Genomic DNA, 15,668 nt, shown 5'->3' with positions numbered 1-15,668 from the left:
TTCACAAAGCTTGGGCACTCTGTCAATCGCCAAGTTTGACATGAAAAGTCACCGGCCCAAAGCCGCAACTTTCTTGCGTGACAAGATAGCCGCGGATCAGCAGGCCAGCAGGCGTTCGGCCGTCGCTTCCGAGGTTATCAGGCCGTTCACCAGCCGCCCCACCAAGGCGGCCCGAATCGCGGGCAGCTTGGCCGCGCCCGTGGCGACCGCGATCACAGGGCGTTCCGCCGCGCGCGGCAGGGGCGCGGACGCCACGCGGGCGGTAAAGTCGCAATCGATCACATGGCCGTCCGCGTCATAGACCCAGCTCGTGATCTCGCCCACGGCGCCCTTGGCAGCCAGGTCGTCCATCTCGGCCGCGCTGACGAAGCCATCGACGAACAAGGGCGCGGTGCGGTCCATCTGGCCGATGCCGACCAGGGACAGATGGGCCTGTTCGCACAGGCGGATGGTGTTCCGCACCGCTTCCTGCTGGCGCATCGCGGCCAGTTCCGCCGGATCGCGCGCCAGCACCGGCAGGGGATAGGGATAATGCGGCGCCCCGATCCGTTCGGCCAGGCTGATCGTCGCGTTATAGGGCGAGGCGGATCCGTCCTGCATCATGTTGCCAAGCCGAGACACGACCACATGCTGCGGACAGGACATGCGCGGCAGTTGTTCCACCGTGGCCTTCAGCGCCCGGCCCGTCCCAAGGCTGACGATCCGGCGTTCGGGCGATTTCAGGGTTCTTTCCAGTTCCGCCGCCGCCGCGATGGCGATGCCTGTCAACAGGCCCGGCGCATCGGGATCGGACGGCACCACGTCGCAGGACGTCAGGCCGAAACGGTCCGACAGCGCGCCCGCCAAATCCATGCACCGCGCGATCGGGTGATCCATGCGGACCTTTATCAGCCGTTCGCTGACGGCCATCGCCACCAGACGCTGCGCCGACTGGCGGCTGACGCCCAGCTTGCGGGCGATCTCGTCCTGGGTGTTGCCGGCGACGTAATACAGCCAGCCCGCCCGCGCCGCATCGTCCAGCCGCACCGCCTCGGGGGAAAATCGGGTGGCGTTCACGGGATGCTTGCTCCGGCTGACAATTCGCGTAACAGATGCGGGAATTCTGTCCAGTTGTCAAAGGATTGCACGTCCCCCGGCATGGATGCGGCATCCGAATTCCGCAAATGCGCGCCCCCCGCGTAATGCAGCACCTGCATCCCGGCGGCCTGGGCCGCAGCGATGCCGGGGGCGCTGTCCTCGATGACCAGGGTATCGGCGGGGGCGTGGCCCATCTGCGCCGCGGCGAACAGGAACAGGTCCGGGGCGGGCTTGCCGTGGCGGACCTGACTGGCGGTAAAGACGCGACCCGCAAACCGTTCCGCCAGTCCCAGAACCTGCAAGGTGCGCCCGACCCGCTGCGGGCTGGAGGACGTGGCAATGCAGGACGGATGGATCAGCCTGTCCAGAACCGCCATGATGCCGGGGGTGGGGCGCAGTTCGGTGGCGAAACGGTCCAGCAGGCGACGGCGATAGTCCATCTCGAAGCTGGGGGGCAGCGGGTTGCCGAACCGCTGCCGGATCGTGTCGGCGACGGTGGGAAAGCTGCGGCCCAGGAAATCGCGTCGCACCTCGGCCGGGGTGACGGCGATGCCAAGCGCGGCAAGCTGGTCGATCAGCACCAAGGCCGACAGAACCTCGCTGTCGGCGATCACGCCGTCGCAATCGAAGATAATCAGCCCGATGGTCAACGTTCCGCCCCCGTGTCAGGGCAATCTTGCGGCCAACAGCCGCGCTTGCGCAAGACACGGCATTGCGCGACACCCTTGGCGCCAGAGTCCCCGAGGTCTTATGCGCGCCATCCTGATTACCCCGCCCCTGCCCAGCCACCTGCGCGCCTTCGAGGCCCTGGCCCAGGAACTGGCCCGTCGCGGGCACGAGGCGGTCTTTCTGACCGAACCGGGCGTCCTGCTGCAAGGCGGGGTCGCGCAGGCCACCCTGCCCGGCCCGCCCACCCGTCCCCAGCCGCACCGCCTGCTGGCCGAGATCGTCACCGGCGCCCGCCGCACCGACCGGCTGTGCCGCGATGGGCTGGCCATCCTGCGCGGCCTGTCCCCGGACCTGATCCTGGGCGACCAGATGGAGCCTGCGGGCGGCCTGCTGGCCCGCGTCCTGGGCGTGCCCCTCGTGTCGGTGGCCTGCGCGGTGCCGATGGACCCGGAACCGGGGATTCCCCTGCCGTTCCTGGGCTGGCCGCATGATCCGACCGCCGGTGGTCTGCGCCGGAACCGGGGCGGCGAACGGGTCGCGGATGTCCTGATGACGCCGCAATCGCGGGCGATCCGCCGCTGGTCGCGGACCTGGGGCCTGGGCGACCTGCGGCGCTTGCAGGATTGCCTGTCGCCCCGTCTGACGGTGTCGCAAATGGCGCCGGGTTTCGATTACCCCCGCCCGGCCAACGGCGCCCATGTCGCCCAGCTTGGCCCATTCCGGCGCGGTCAGGCGCCGGGCGATTTTCCGGCCGACATCCGGCCCGACCCGGATCGTCCGTTCGTCTATGCCTCGCTTGGCACGTTGCAGGGGCATCGCGCGGGGCTGTTGTCGCGAATCGCGCGGGCCTGCCGTCAGGCGGGGGCGCAGGTGCTGGTGTCCCATGCCGGGTGCCTGCCGGACGACAAGGCGCGGGCAATCCCGGCGGACTGGGTGCGCGGCTTTGTGCCGCAGGGGGCCGTGCTGGCGCGCGCCGACCTGTGTGTGACCCATGCCGGACTGAACACCGCCCTGGAATGCCTGGCCGCCGGGGTGCCGATGCTGGCGCTGCCGCTGACCCACGACCAGCCCGGCGTCGCCGCGCGGATCGTCCGGTGCGGCGCGGGGTTGAGGTTGCCGCCGTGGCAACGCAGCACCGCGCGTATGGCTGCCGCCGTGACGGCGCTGCTGTCCGACCCCGCCCATCGCGCCGCAGCCCGGCACTTTGCCGATGCGGCGGACACCTGGCGCGGCGCCGCAGGGGCGATTGACCGGATCGAGGCGCTGCTTAAAGCCCCAGCGCCCGCGACAGCGTGATGGCGAACCCATCGCCGATCCACAGCGACACCGCCAGTTCCACCGCAACGGCCAGCCCCGCCACGACCGGCGGGGCCAACGGCAGCGCCAGAACCGCGCCCAGGGCTACCGCCGCCGTATCGCCCAGCGAGTTGAGGATGCTGTCGCCCCCATAGGCCAGCGGATCGTTGGGAGAATAGCCGAACATGGCGATGGTGACGGGCAGGTTCTCAACCACCTCCCAGACCGTGCTGCTGACGATGGCGGCGGCCAGCAGCGTCCACAGCGGCCAGTCGGGCCGCTGCCAGCGGACCAGTTTCATAAGCACGGCGCCGAACACCAGATGCAGCAGGCTATAGGGATCCAGCAGCGTCCGGGAATTGAGCCGCGCTTCTCCGGGCATGGCCCAGATCTGCCCGCAGTCGCAGCCCAGGGGGCGTCCCACCATCGCCAGCAAGACCAGCTTGGCCGCCAGGGCCAGCACGATCAGCGTTGCCGCCTGCTTTCCACGGCCGAAAGGGCGTGGCAAGACCCTTGCAACTGGCGGCAGGCTGGCGGATCGTTCGGGGGTCAGCGGCGGGGCGGAACGGTTTTCGTCTTTCATCGTTGCCACAGTAAGGCTGCCCGTCGCCATGACAAGGGGCCGCAAGATCAGAGGGATATGGCACAGCACACTGCCGACATCGTGATTGCCGGGGCCGGTCTGTCGGCCGCCCTTGCCGCGCTGCGCCTGGGCGCCGCCGGGCGCGTCCTGCTGATCGATCAGCGTCCCGATCCGCTGGCTGGGCACACCTGGTCCTTTCACGACGGCGACCTGGATCCGGCCCAGCGCGACTGGCTGGGCCCGGCGGTCCGCCGCCGCTGGAACGGTCAGGACGTCCGATTCCCCGGTTACGCCCGCCGCCTGCGGTCGGGCTATGCCTCGCTGGACGCGGACAGCCTGGGCGCGGCCATCTCGGGCCTGCCGGGAATCGGCAGACTGACGGCAAGGGTCGCCTCGGTCGATGCGACCGGCGTGGTCCTGGCCGATGGCCGGCGGATCGAGGCCAGGATCGCCATCGATGCCCGCGGCTTTGTGCCGCACCCTGCCATCGAGGTGCGATTCCAGAAGTTCCTGGGGCAAGAGGTCCGTCTGACCGCGCCGCACGGGCTGACGCGTCCGGTCATCATGGATGCCACCGTGCCCCAGCAGGACGGTTATCGGTTTTTCTATCTGCTGCCCTTCGACGATATGCGCCTGTTGATCGAGGAAACCTATTATTCGGACCGTGCCGTCCTGTCGCCGGAACGCCAGCGCGGGGCCATCGCGGATTATGCCGCAGCCCAGGGCTGGCGGATCGCCCAGGTGGACCGCGAGGAAACCGGCGTCCTGCCCATCGCGCTGCGGTTCGATGCGGATGCGTTCTGGAAGGCCCAACCGCCTGTTCCCGCCATCGGCCTGCGCGCCATGCGGTTCCATCCGCTGACCGGATACAGCTTGCCCCAAGCGGTGCGCAGCGCCGACCTGATCGCGCGGCACTGGCAGCAGGGTCCGCAGACGCTGGCCTTGGCGCTGCGCCGCTTGTCCCTGCACGAAGCCAGGGCACAGGGCTTTTACCGCCTGTTGTCGCGGATGCTGTTCGAGGCCGCCGACCCCGACCGGCGGCGCCACGTGATGCAGCGGTTCTATCGCCTGCCCGAACCGCTGATCGAACGGCTTTACGCGGGCACCAGCACCCTGGCCGACAAGGCGCGGATCCTGACGGGGCGCCCGCCGGTGCCCGTGGGCCGCGCCCTGCGCTGCCTGCCCGAAACATTCAAGGTGAAACCCGCATGACACAAACCACCGGCAAGACCGCCGCCGTGATCGGCGCGGGCCTGGGCGGGCTTGCGCTGGCGATCCGGCTGCAAAGCGCAGGGTTGTCCACGACCGTGTTTGAAAAGCGCGACAAGCCCGGCGGGCGGGCCTATGTCTATCACGACGACGGCTTCACCTTCGACGCGGGGCCGACGGTCATCACCGATCCTGACTGCCTGAGGAAACTGTGGCGCCTGTCGGGCCGCGACATGGCCGACCATGTGACGCTGCTGCCGGTCAATCCCTTCTATCGCCTGTGCTGGGAGGACGGCAGCGTCTTCGATTACGCCGACGACCAGGACGCCATCGAACGCCAGATCCGCGCCTTCAATCCCCCCGATGTCCAGGGCTATCGCCGGTTCCTCGCCTATTCCCGCGACGTTTATCGCGAGGGGTACGAGAAGCTGGGCACCGTGCCGTTCCTGCATTTCAGCGACATGATCCGCGCCGCCCCGCAACTGGCCCGGCTGCAAGCCTGGCGGTCGGTCCATTCGATGGTAGCCCGGCACATCCGGGACGATCGGCTGCGCCAGGCCTTCAGCTTTCACACGCTGCTGGTGGGGGGAAATCCCTTTTCCACCTCGTCCATCTATGCGCTGATCCATGCGCTGGAACGCAAGGGCGGCGTGTGGTTCGCCAAGGGGGGCACGGGCGCACTGGTCGCGGGCATGGCGCAACTGTTCCGGGAACTGGGCGGGACCATCCACCTGAACGCCCCTGTGGACCGGATCGAGACCCAGGAAGACCGCGCCACCGCCGTCCATGCAATGGGCGTGCGCCATCCCTTCGACATGATCGCCAGCAATGCCGATGTCGTTCACACCTATCGCAGCCTTCTGGGCGATCCCAAGGGCGACCGGCTGGCGGCGAAACGCCATTCCATGTCGCTGTTCATGATCTATTTCGGCCTGCGCGGGCTGCGCCCCGACCTGCGCCACCACATGGTGCTGTTCGGCCCGCGTTATCGCGAACTGGTCAACCAGATTTTCGCGGGCAACGGTTTGGCCGACGATTTCTCGCTGTATCTGCACGCGCCGTCCGTCACCGACCCCGGCCTCGCGCCCGAAGGGTGCAGCGCCTATTATGTGCTGGCCCCTGTGCCGCATCTGGGCACGGTGGATCCCGATTGGGACCGGCAGGCGCCGATCTACCGCGACCGGATCCTGGATTATCTGGAATCGCGCTATATCCCGAACCTGCGGCGCGACCTGATGACGGTGCGCCATTTCACGCCTCTCGATTTCCGGTCCGAACTGAACGCCCATCTGGGGTCGGCCTTTTCCATCGAACCGATCCTGACCCAGAGCGCGTGGTTCCGTCCCCATAACCGGGACGACCGGCTGAAGAACCTGTATATCGTCGGCGCGGGCACTCATCCGGGCGCGGGCATTCCCGGCGTCGTCGGATCGGCCGAGGCCACCGCATCCCTGATGATCGGCGAACGGGCATGACCGACGCCACCCTGGATCAGGCCCGGCAATCCATCGCCGTGGGGTCGAAAAGCTTTTCCATGGCGTCGCGGTTCCTGCCGCCCGGAATGCATGACGACTGCGTGATGCTGTATGCCTGGTGCCGCCACGCCGACGACATGATCGACGGGCAGGAGGCGGGGTTTTCCGCCGGGGCCGCCCACGATCCCGCCGCGCGGCTGAGGGAATTGCGCGATCTGACGCATCGGGCGCTGCGGGGCGAGGCGTCCGCGCCCGTCTATGCCGGCCTGGCGCGGGTCATGGCGGCACGCGCTATTCCCCATCGGCATGTCGATGAACTGCTGGACGGGTTCGCGATGGACGTGGACGGGCGCGTCTATAACGGCCTCAACGATCTGCTGGATTACTGCTATCACGTCGCGGGGGTGGTGGGCGTGATGATGGCGCGGATCATGGGCGTCCGGGACGAATCCGTACTGGACCGCGCCAGCGATCTGGGGCTTGCGTTCCAACTGACCAACGTCGCCCGCGACGTGATCGACGATGCCCGGATCGGGCGGACCTATCTGCCCCGCGACCTGCTGGCGTCACAGGGCATCGCCGCCGTTGATCCCGACGATCTGTCCCAACGCCCCGCCCTGCACCGCGTGGCGTTGCATCTGCTGGATCAGGCCGAGATCTATTATCGCAGCGCCGATGCGGGGATTGCCGCCCTGCCCCGGCGCCCGGCCCTGGCCATCGCCGCCGCCCGCAACATCTATCGCCAGATCGGCGTCAAGCTGCGCGACCAGGGGCCTGATGCCTGGAACGGGCGCCTGACCACGACCAGGGGCGAAAAGCTGCGGCTGGCCGCCCAAGCGGCGGCGGGCACGGTTCTGTCACCGCGCCGTCGGGTCTCCGCCGTCCCCCGCGACGGTCTTTACCGCAGGCCGTGACACCGTGCGGTTGCCGTCCAGTTCCTTGACCAATTTGGGGATCGGCGGGGCATAGATGAAGCCGAAGCTGACGCAGCCATCCTTGCCATCGACCGCATGGTGCAGGCGGTGCGCCTGATACAGGCGCTTCATGTAGCCCTTGCGGGGGATATAGGAAAAGGGCCAGCGTTTGTGCACCAGCCCGTCATGGGCGATGAAATACAGCAGGCCATAGAGCGTCATGCCCGCGCCCAGCCAGGTGGCGGGCCACCACGACTGACCCCACCAGAACAGCCCGATGGCGGCGGCCGCGAAAAACACCGCATACAGGTCGTTCAGTTCGAAACCGCCGTCGTGGGGTTCGTGATGCGATTTGTGCCAGCCCCAGCCCCAGCCGTGCATGACATATTTATGGGTCCACCACGCCACGAATTCCATCGTGGCGACCGTCAGGACGACGATAAGAAGGGGCACCAGCCAGGTCATCGCGCGGCGCCGGCCTTGGGGCCGGACTGCGGCACGCGGTCCAGCATCGGATCGAAGATCGCCTGGATCATCTGGCGGAACGGATCGGGTGCAAGACCCGCGCGGACCAACGCCTCGTCGGCCGAGGCGAGCAGCGCGCGGCAGCGCCGGAATGCTTCTTCGACACCATAGACGGCCAGATAGGTTTCCTTGCCGACATCCTGGCGGGAATCCTTGCCGATGGCCGCGCTGTCGGCCAGCATGTCGGCCAGATCGTCGGCGATCTGGAAGGCTTGGCCCAGATCCTCGCCAAAACGGCGCAGAAGACTGCGCTCCTCATCGGCGCGGCCGCCCAGGATGGCCCCCGCCTCGACCGCCGCGCACAGCAGGGCGCCGGTCTTCAGCGCATTGATGCGGGTGATGCGGCCCAGGGCGTCGCCCGACAGGTCATCGCGTTCGGAAAAGCCGTGCAGATCCAGTTCCTGTCCCGCGACCAGCCCCTGCCAGCCCATCACCCCCGACAGGATCGCAACCAGGGCATTGCGCCGATGGTCGTCGGTTCCCGGCAGGTGATTGGCAATCGAGATCGCGTGGTTCAGCAGCCCGATGGCCGTCAGGATCGCCGTCGCCTCGCCAAAGGCGGCGTGGGTGGTGGGACGGCCCCGCCGCAGGGCAGCGTTGTCCATCGACGGCAGATCATCGACGATCAGGGACGCGGTGTGCACCATCTCCAGCGCCACGGCCATGTCCAGGACGCAATCGCCGTCGGCGGCGTCCCCCGCCACCAGATGCAGCAGATAGGGACGCAGCCGCTTGCCGCTGGACATGGCATCCTGCGCGGCCTCGACCAGGCGGGCGGGGGCGGGCGACAGCTTGGACAGGTGATGGCCGATCCGCAAGTCAAGCTGACGCGCAAAGCCGGCCTGCGCGTCGGGATGCTTGGTCGCGGGGTTCGCCTTGTCTATTGCCTGCTGGTGCATGAAAGTGGTCCTTCAGGGCTGGCGTTGCGGCCCGACAGGGACAACAAAAAACGACAAGGGCTGCCACAGATGACCCACCCTGATCCTTCGCTTGGGAAAGACGATGTTTCCGGTCTCAAGCTCACCTCGCGTAAAGAGCAGCATCTTGACGTCGTCCTTGCGGGACAGGCGGGCGCAAGGGTGACGACCGGGCTGGAAGCGGTCCTGTTCGAACACGTCGCCCTGCCGGAAGTTTCGTGGCATGACATCGATTTGTCCACCGGTTTTCTGGGCCACCGGATCGGCGCCCCGGTGATGATCGGGTCGATGACCGGAGGCCCGAGCCGCGCGGCGGCCATCAACCGTACGTTGGCGCAGGTCTGCCAGCGGCTGCGTCTGCCGCTGGCCGTGGGATCGCAGCGGGTGGTGATCGAAGGCGGTCCCGCCGCAGGGCTGGATGCCAGCCTGCGACAAATTGCCCCGGACATCCCGATCCTGGCGAATTTCGGCGCGGCGCAGCTGAACCGGGGGTTTGGCCGCGACCAGGCGCTGCGGGCGGTCGAATCCATCGGCGCGACCGCCCTGATCCTGCACCTGAACCCCCTGCAAGAGGCGGTCCAGCCCGAAGGCGACCGGGATTGGCGCGGCCTCGCCGCCAGGATCGGCGCCCTGGCCCGCGACCTGCCGGTGCCGGTCGTGGTCAAGGAGGTTGGCGCGGGCCTGTCCGCCGCCGTCATCGCCCGGCTGGCCGCCGAAGGCATCGCTATCTTCGACGTCGCGGGCGCGGGCGGCACCGACTGGGCGCGGGTCGAGGCCGCCCGTGCATCCGACCCCGATGCCGCGCAGGTCGCCGCCTGCTTTGCCGGTTGGGGCATTCCCACCGCCGCCGCGATCCGCCAAGCGCGGCAGGCGGCGCCCGATGCGACGATCATCGGATCGGGGGGCATCGTGACCGGGCTGGACGCCGCGCGGGCGATCCGCCTGGGGGCGGATGTGGTGTCCTTGGCGGGCGCCGTCCTTGCGTCGGCCATCAACGGACCGGATGCCTTGGAACGGCAGTTGACCGTTGTCCTGCAACAGCTTCGCACCGCCTGTTTCTGCACCGGCAGCGCCGATCTGGCGATGCTGCGGCGCGCGGCGCTGATCGGCTAGCCGCCCGGCCACATCCGCGACCACACCCCGTCCCGGCGGATCAGCGCGTGCTGCAAGGCTGCGCCGACATGCACGGCCAGTATGGCGATCAGCACGAATGCGGCGGTGGCGTGCAAGGCCGAAGCGGCGTCGGCCAGCGACTCGGACTTGGCGATCCACGGCCCAAAGCCAAGGCGGTCCAGCAATTCGATCGGATAGCCCCCCGCCCGGACCCGGACGAAACCGCTGAGCGGCATGACGATCAGCAGCGCATACAGCAACCCGTGCGACACCGCCGCAGCCGTCCGCTGCCACGCCGGGATCGTTTTCGGCAACGGTGGGGGGCGGTGCGTCAGGCGATAGATCACCCGCATCAGGATCACCGGGATCAGCACCGTGCCCAGGTTCTTGTGAAACAGGAACAGCGTGTCCTGGACGGGCCGGGACAATCCCTCTTGGGTCATGGTCAGGCCCGCCGGGATCATCAGCAGCACGGCTGCGGCCACGATCCAGTGCAGCCATCGGGCGGGCGGGCGATAGCCTGGCAGGCGTTCGGGCATGGCGCGGCTCCTTGCCGGGCAGGATACTGCAAGTTCGGCGATCTGAACAGCCGCGCGAAATGGCGGCTTGACGCACGCGGCGCCGAACCTAAGGCTTGCACCATGCGCGACCAGCAGCCCCTTGCCGAACGGATCGCACCGCGCGACGCGCGCGATGCGATCCGCGTCCGGCTTGCGGCCTGCGCCCTGGCCTGGCTTGCGGTGATCGCCACGGTCGGGCTGGCGCTTGGCGTGTCGATCCCGGCCCAGGGGGCGGCGATGGCGGCCTTTGGTTTGGCGTCGCTGCTGGTCGCCGACCGGATCGGGCGCAGCTATCCCCACGTCCGTCTGGGCGGCTGCAATGCCACGACGCTGCTGCGGGCCGCGCTTGTCGCGGCGCTGCTGATGCCGCTGGCCGACGGCTGGGCCGCGGGATACGCGGTCGCGGCCCTGGCGATGGTCGCCCTGGCCCTGGACGGCGTCGATGGCTGGCTGGCGCGGCGCAGCGGGCTGGTGTCCCGGTTCGGCGCCCGCTTCGACATGGAGGTCGATGCCGCCCTGGCCCTGGTGCTGGCGCTGCACGTCCTGTCCGGCACCGTCGTAGGCGCCGAGATCCTGGTGCTGGGCTTGATCCGCTATGCTTTCGTGCTGGCGTCCCGGATCTGGCCCTGGCTGCGCGGGGATCTGGCGCCAAGCCGCCGGCGCAAGCTGGTCTGCGTGCTGCAACTGTCGGTGCTGATCGCCCTGCAAATCCCCGCCCTGCCGCACGATGCCGCCATTCTTCTGGCGCGGGGCGCGGCGATGGCCTTGATCTGGTCCTTTGGCAGCGACATCATCGCCTTGCGAAACGAAGCCCGTGCCCAAGGAGAACTGCGATGATTTCCCGATCCATCACCCGGCGACGCGTTCTGGTCACGGGCCTTGCCGGTCTGGCGGCAAGCCGGGCGGGGCTGGGGGCGCCGGCCGCCTGGGCGCAGACCCCGGTGGCCCTGCAACTGTCGTGGCTGCATTCGGTGCAGTTCGCGGGCAGCTACCTCGCGGTGCAGAACGGCTGGTGGCGGGACGCGGGGCTGGAGGTGTCCTTGCTGCAAGGTGGCCCGAACGCCCCGGTCGAACCGCCGGTGGTGTCGGGGACGGCCCTGGTCGGGATCTCGGCCGCCGATTACACCGCCGCCGCCGTCGCCCAGGGCGCGCCGTTCCGGATCATCGGCGTGGCGATGCAAAAGAACCCCTTCGTCATCGCGTCCCTACCCGGCAACCCCATCGTCGCGCCCGCCGACCTGCCGGGCAAGCGCATCGGCATGGCGGTGGCGAATACGCCCGTGCTGCAAGCCCTGTGCAGCCTGAACGATGTCGATTTCAACGCGGTCCGGATCGTGCCGACCCAGTATTCCGCCCAGCCCCTGCTGGCGGGCGAGGTGGATGGGCTGCTGTGCTGGGAAACCGACCTGCCCGTTGCCATGGCGATGCAGGGGGTCCGGGCGCAAACCATGCTGATGGCCGATCACGGCTATGCCCTGCATTCCCAGACCTATATCGCCACCGACGACAGCCTGGCCAACCGCCGTTCCGAACTGGTCGCCCTGATGACCGGAGAGGTGCGGGGCTGGAACGCCTATCGCGCCGACACGGATGCGGCCGCCGAACTGACGGTTGCGATGTTTCCCGATGCCGGAATGGATCTGCCGACCCAGCGGTTGCAGGCGGAACGGCAGGTGCCGCTGATGTTTTCGGACCTGACCGATGCCCAGGGCTTCGGATCCTGGACGGACGAGGCCGTGCAGGCCAACATCCGCACCCTGGCGCTGCTGGGCCGGTCCGTCACGCCCGAGCTGTGGGACCGGTCGATCCTTGACGAAGTCCATGGTCGATAGGCCGCTTGTCCCGATCACCTGCACGGGCCTGTCGAAGATTCACGACAACGGCGTCATGGCGCTCGACCCGCTGGATCTGACCTTCGAAGGCGGTCGGACGATTGCGCTGATCGGGCCTTCGGGCTGCGGCAAATCGACGTTGCTGCGCCTGATCGCCGGTTTGGAACAGCCCACGGCGGGGCGTGTTTCCCTTGCCGGCCTGGCCCCTGCGGAACAGGCCGCGCGCGGCGCGATCGCGATGGCGTTCCAGGATCCCTCGCTGCTGCCCTGGCTGACGCTGCGCCGCAACATAGCCCTGGCCCGGACGCTGGCGCGCCAGCCCGCCGATCCCCGGCTGGTGGACGAACTGATCGGCCTGGTGGGGCTGGAAGGCTTTCACGAAACCCGCCCTGCCGCCCTGTCCGGCGGTATGCGCCAGCGGGCGGCCATCGCGCGCGCCCTGGCGACCCGGCCCCAGGTGCTGCTGCTGGACGAACCCTTCGGGGCGGTGGACGAGCTGACCCGCCGCCAGTTGGCCCGCGACCTGCCCCCGTTGTGGCAGCCGCTGGGCACCACCACCCTGCTGGTGACGCATTCCGTGGACGAGGCCGTGCTGCTGGCCGACCGCATCGTCGTGCTGTCGCCCCGGCCCGCGCGCGTGGTGGCCGACCTGCCCGTGGACCTGCCCCGGCCGCGCCCGCCGGAAATGACCGAAACGCCGGAATTCCGCCGAATCGCCGCCCAGGCGTTGCAGGCCCTGGCCCAGGGTGTCGCCGACAATCCGGCCCTGGCCGCGCAATGACCACGCTGGCCCGGCAGGCCGGATCGCCCTTTGCCCTGCTGATGCTGTGGCAGCTGGCGGCCGCAGCGACGGCGGGGCGGTTCCTGCTGGCCGGCCCGGTCGAGGTTCTGGCGTGGCTGTCAGCCAATCCCGGCCTTGTTGGACGGGCGTTGTCCGTCACCCTCGCCAATGCCGCCTGGGGGTTCTTGACTGGCAATGTGGCGGCGATCCTGATCGCGGCCGTGGCGATGGGATGGCCGCGTGTCCTGCCCCTGCTGACCGGGCTGGCGCTTGTGGTCTTTTGCCTGCCGCTGATCGCCACCGGGCCGATCCTGCGGGTGATGATGGGGCCGGGCAACGGCCCCCAGATCGTGCTGGCGGCCCTTGCGGTCTATTACACCACGCTGATCCCCCTGCTGGCGGGGCTGCGGGCCGCGCCTGCCGGGTGGTTCGATCTGGTCGCCACCTATGGCCGGGGTCGGCTGGCCGAACTGGTCCATATTCGCGCCCGTTCGTCCCTGCCCTATCTGCTGGCGGGGCTGCAAATCTCGGCCCCTGCCGCCTTTCTGGGGGCCATGGTGGGCGAATTCACCGGCGCCGAACGCGGCCTGGGCGTGCTGACCATCCGCTTTGCCCGCGACCTGAACGTCCCCGCCTTGTGGAGCCTGGCCGCCGTGGCAGCCGCAATCTCCATCGCCGCTTACCTGGCCATCGGCGCGGCGGGCAAACGACTTCAGACCGAACGGCCCCCGGTGATCCTGGCCCCGCCCCGGCTGTCGCGGGGATCGGCGCCCGACCGCCTGGGACACGCCGGGCTGCTGGCCGTTGCCACCCTGGCCCTGTGGTGGGGCGGGATGGAGGCGCTGGGCCTGGACCCGTTCTTCGCCAAGCGCCCGCCGGATCTGCTGGCGGCGCTGACCGTCGCGCCGGAGGCTGCGGCCATGTGGCAGGCCCTGCTGCGCGCGGCGGGCGAGACCGCAGCGTTCGTCCTGCCCGGCTATGCGGCGGGCCTGGCGCTTGGCGCGGGGCTGGCGATGCTTCTGTCGCTGGTCCCGGCCTTAGCAGAGCTGGTGACGCCGCTGGCCATCGCCCTGCGGTCGGTGCCCATCGTGACCACCGCGCCGCTGGTCGTTCTGCTGTTGGGCCGCGGCGCGGCCGGCACGATCGCCCTTGTCGCCCTGATGGTGTTCTTTCCGACCTTCGTGGCCTGCCAGCACGGGCTGCGGCAGGCGCCGGGGCAGGTTCTGGACATCCTGCGCAGCTATGGCGCGGGACCGTTGCGGCAGATGCTGCATGTCCGCATCCCCGCGATGCTGCCCGCGTTCTTCGCCTCGGCCCGGATCGGGGTTCCCGCCGCGATCCTGGCGGTCACGGTGGCCGAATGGCTGGCCACTGGGCGAGGATTGGGCAACCTGATGACGCTGTCGGCGTCCCTGTCGGATTACACGATGCTGTGGCTGACGGTGGTGCTGGCCACGCTGGCCTCGATCCTCGGCTATGCGGGGGTGGCCTGGGCGGAACGGCGGGTGCTGCGCGTCTTTGCCCCCGAACAGGTGGACCGATGAGGCCCGGACCCGCCGCCTTTGCCATTCCCGGCGACATCGCCACCCTGACCGGCGGCTATCTGTACGAACGCCGCCTGCTGGAAGGGCTGCGCGACATCGGCCACGACATGCTGCACCTGCAACTGCCCGCTGGTTTTCCCGACCCGTTCGATGCAGAGATGGCGGCGGCGGTCGCGGCGCTGCGGGCCGTGGCGCCGGACCGGCCGCTGATTCTGGACGGGCTGGTCTTCGGTTCCATCGACACCGCCGGGCTGGCGCAGGTCCGCGCGCCGGTCATCGCCATGATCCATCACCCGCTTGCCCTGGAAAGCAGGCTGGTCCCGGCGCGGCGCGACCATCTGCATCGCACCGAACGCGACAACCTGCGGCTGGCCCGGCATGTCCTGGTTCCCAGCCCGCATACCCGGCGCATCCTGATCGACCGTTACGATGTGCCGGGGGATCGCATCACCATCGCCCGGCCCGGCGTCGAACGTCCCCGTCTGCCGCCCGCGCCCGTCGCGCCGCCGCTGATCCTGTCGGTGGGGATCCTGCACCCGCGCAAGGGCCACGACATCCTGGTCGCCGCACTGTCGCAACTGATGGACCTGGACTGGCAGGCGGTCATCGTCGGGAACCGCTGGGATGCCGTCCATGCCGATGCCCTGGCAGGCCAGATCGCGGCCAGCCCGGCGGCCGCGCGGATCACGCTGGCCGGCCAGGTCGCGCCCGATGTGCTGGAAACCCTTTATGCCGGTGCCAGCATCTTTGCCCTGGCCACCCGATACGAGGGGCATGGCCTTGTCTTCGACGAGGCGATCGTGCGGGGCCTGCCCGTGGTCAGTTGCGCCACCGGCGCCGTGCCCGATACCGTTCCCACGGCGGCGGGCCTGCTGGTGCCCCCCGACGATGCCCACGCGTTCGCCAGGGCCGTGCGCCGGATACTGTCCGACGACACCCTGCGGCTCGGCATGGCACGCGCCGCAGCCGACATCGGCACCCTTTTGCCGGACTGGGGCCGAACCACCATGATCGCCAGCAGGGTTTTGTCCCGGCATGGCGGCTGAACAGGCTGTTCGACGCAAAATCCTGATATGGCTGTAATAATAAATCCAAAATTTGCTACCATAATAATAATCATTATACTCTATTAATTAATTTATAATGTGTTCATAAAAACTTGCAAATCGACGA

General features: G+C 68.8%; 16 protein-coding genes. 10 read left to right on the top strand and 6 right to left on the bottom strand.

Going from position 1 to position 15,668, the window contains the following annotated elements:
• Window positions 1-96: 96 nt before the first annotated feature.
• Window positions 97-1,056 (bottom strand): sugar-binding transcriptional regulator, encoded by a 960-nt coding sequence (locus CHB77_RS08420; protein WP_089387753.1) that lies wholly within the window; start codon window positions 1,054-1,056, stop codon window positions 97-99.
• Window positions 1,053-1,727, bottom strand: a complete 675-nt coding sequence (locus CHB77_RS08415) for an HAD family hydrolase (RefSeq protein WP_089387752.1) — start codon at window positions 1,725-1,727, stop codon at window positions 1,053-1,055. The genes CHB77_RS08420 and CHB77_RS08415 overlap by 4 nt, the downstream gene beginning before the upstream one ends.
• Window positions 1,728-1,827: 100 nt before the next feature.
• Between CHB77_RS08415 and CHB77_RS08410 the strand changes: the two genes are divergently transcribed.
• Window positions 1,828-3,042, top strand: coding sequence for a glycosyltransferase (locus CHB77_RS08410; RefSeq protein WP_165456229.1), 1,215 nt, complete (start codon window positions 1,828-1,830; stop codon window positions 3,040-3,042).
• Here CHB77_RS08410 and CHB77_RS08405 read toward each other — a convergent pair.
• Window positions 3,014-3,625 carry a DUF2585 family protein gene (locus CHB77_RS08405; RefSeq protein WP_165456230.1) on the bottom strand — a complete coding sequence of 204 codons (612 nt, stop codon included), beginning with the start codon at window positions 3,623-3,625 and terminating at the stop codon, window positions 3,014-3,016. The genes CHB77_RS08410 and CHB77_RS08405 overlap by 29 nt on opposite strands.
• A 57-nt stretch (window positions 3,626-3,682) precedes the next feature.
• Here CHB77_RS08405 and crtY point away from each other — a divergent pair, with 57 nt between their 5' ends.
• Genes crtY through CHB77_RS08390 form a run of 3 tightly spaced genes read left to right on the top strand, consistent with a single transcriptional unit; the run spans window position 3,683 to window position 7,223 of the window.
• Window positions 3,683-4,837: a lycopene beta-cyclase CrtY gene (gene crtY / locus CHB77_RS08400; RefSeq protein ID WP_089387749.1), complete on the top strand. Its 1,155-nt coding sequence runs from the start codon at window positions 3,683-3,685 to the stop codon at window positions 4,835-4,837.
• Complete coding sequence (locus CHB77_RS08395) at window positions 4,834-6,309, top strand: phytoene desaturase (protein WP_089387748.1); 1,476 nt, start codon at window positions 4,834-4,836, stop codon at window positions 6,307-6,309. The genes crtY and CHB77_RS08395 overlap by 4 nt, the downstream gene beginning before the upstream one ends.
• Window positions 6,306-7,223 carry a phytoene/squalene synthase family protein gene (locus tag CHB77_RS08390; RefSeq protein ID WP_089387747.1) on the top strand — a complete coding sequence of 306 codons (918 nt, stop codon included), beginning with the start codon at window positions 6,306-6,308 and terminating at the stop codon, window positions 7,221-7,223. The genes CHB77_RS08395 and CHB77_RS08390 overlap by 4 nt, the downstream gene beginning before the upstream one ends.
• Here the strand turns inward: CHB77_RS08390 and CHB77_RS08385 are convergent.
• On the bottom strand, window positions 7,167-7,688 hold the full coding sequence (locus CHB77_RS08385) for a sterol desaturase family protein (RefSeq protein WP_089387746.1): 522 nt from the start codon (window positions 7,686-7,688) through the stop codon (window positions 7,167-7,169). The genes CHB77_RS08390 and CHB77_RS08385 overlap by 57 nt on opposite strands.
• Window positions 7,685-8,647, bottom strand: a complete 963-nt coding sequence (locus tag CHB77_RS08380) for a polyprenyl synthetase family protein (protein WP_089387745.1) — start codon at window positions 8,645-8,647, stop codon at window positions 7,685-7,687. Before CHB77_RS08380 ends, CHB77_RS08385 begins: the two co-directional genes overlap by 4 nt.
• A 69-nt stretch (window positions 8,648-8,716) precedes the next feature.
• Here CHB77_RS08380 and fni point away from each other — a divergent pair, with 69 nt between their 5' ends.
• A complete protein-coding gene (fni, locus tag CHB77_RS08375; RefSeq protein ID WP_089387744.1) occupies window positions 8,717-9,778 on the top strand; it encodes a type 2 isopentenyl-diphosphate Delta-isomerase in 1,062 nt (353 codons plus the stop codon).
• Here the strand turns inward: fni and CHB77_RS08370 are convergent.
• Complete coding sequence (locus CHB77_RS08370; protein WP_089387743.1) at window positions 9,775-10,317, bottom strand: cytochrome b; 543 nt, start codon at window positions 10,315-10,317, stop codon at window positions 9,775-9,777. The genes fni and CHB77_RS08370 overlap by 4 nt on opposite strands.
• A 102-nt stretch (window positions 10,318-10,419) precedes the next feature.
• On the opposite strand from CHB77_RS08370, the gene CHB77_RS08365 reads away from it, so the two are divergent.
• From CHB77_RS08365 to CHB77_RS08345, 5 genes are read left to right on the top strand one after another with little or no spacing between them, the layout of a single operon-like run.
• A complete protein-coding gene (locus tag CHB77_RS08365) occupies window positions 10,420-11,175 on the top strand; it encodes a CDP-alcohol phosphatidyltransferase family protein (RefSeq protein ID WP_242626580.1) in 756 nt (251 codons plus the stop codon).
• Window positions 11,172-12,170, top strand: coding sequence for an ABC transporter substrate-binding protein (locus tag CHB77_RS08360; RefSeq protein WP_176430323.1), 999 nt, complete (start codon window positions 11,172-11,174; stop codon window positions 12,168-12,170). The genes CHB77_RS08365 and CHB77_RS08360 overlap by 4 nt, the downstream gene beginning before the upstream one ends.
• Window positions 12,160-12,951, top strand: coding sequence for an ABC transporter ATP-binding protein (locus CHB77_RS08355; protein WP_089387742.1), 792 nt, complete (start codon window positions 12,160-12,162; stop codon window positions 12,949-12,951). Before CHB77_RS08360 ends, CHB77_RS08355 begins: the two co-directional genes overlap by 11 nt.
• On the top strand, window positions 12,948-14,495 hold the full coding sequence (locus CHB77_RS08350) for an ABC transporter permease (protein ID WP_089387741.1): 1,548 nt from the start codon (window positions 12,948-12,950) through the stop codon (window positions 14,493-14,495). The genes CHB77_RS08355 and CHB77_RS08350 overlap by 4 nt, the downstream gene beginning before the upstream one ends.
• The gene (locus tag CHB77_RS08345; RefSeq protein WP_089387740.1) at window positions 14,492-15,541 is read left to right on the top strand and encodes a glycosyltransferase family 4 protein; all 1,050 of its coding nucleotides are present in this window, start codon (window positions 14,492-14,494) and stop codon (window positions 15,539-15,541) included. Before CHB77_RS08350 ends, CHB77_RS08345 begins: the two co-directional genes overlap by 4 nt.
• The last annotated feature ends 127 nt before the right edge of the window (window positions 15,542-15,668 follow it).

The sequence above is a fragment of the Paracoccus sediminis genome (genome assembly GCF_900188295.1).
Lineage (GTDB): Bacteria > Pseudomonadota > Alphaproteobacteria > Rhodobacterales > Rhodobacteraceae > Paracoccus > Paracoccus sediminis.
This window is presented reverse-complemented; position numbering and strand designations above follow the sequence as displayed.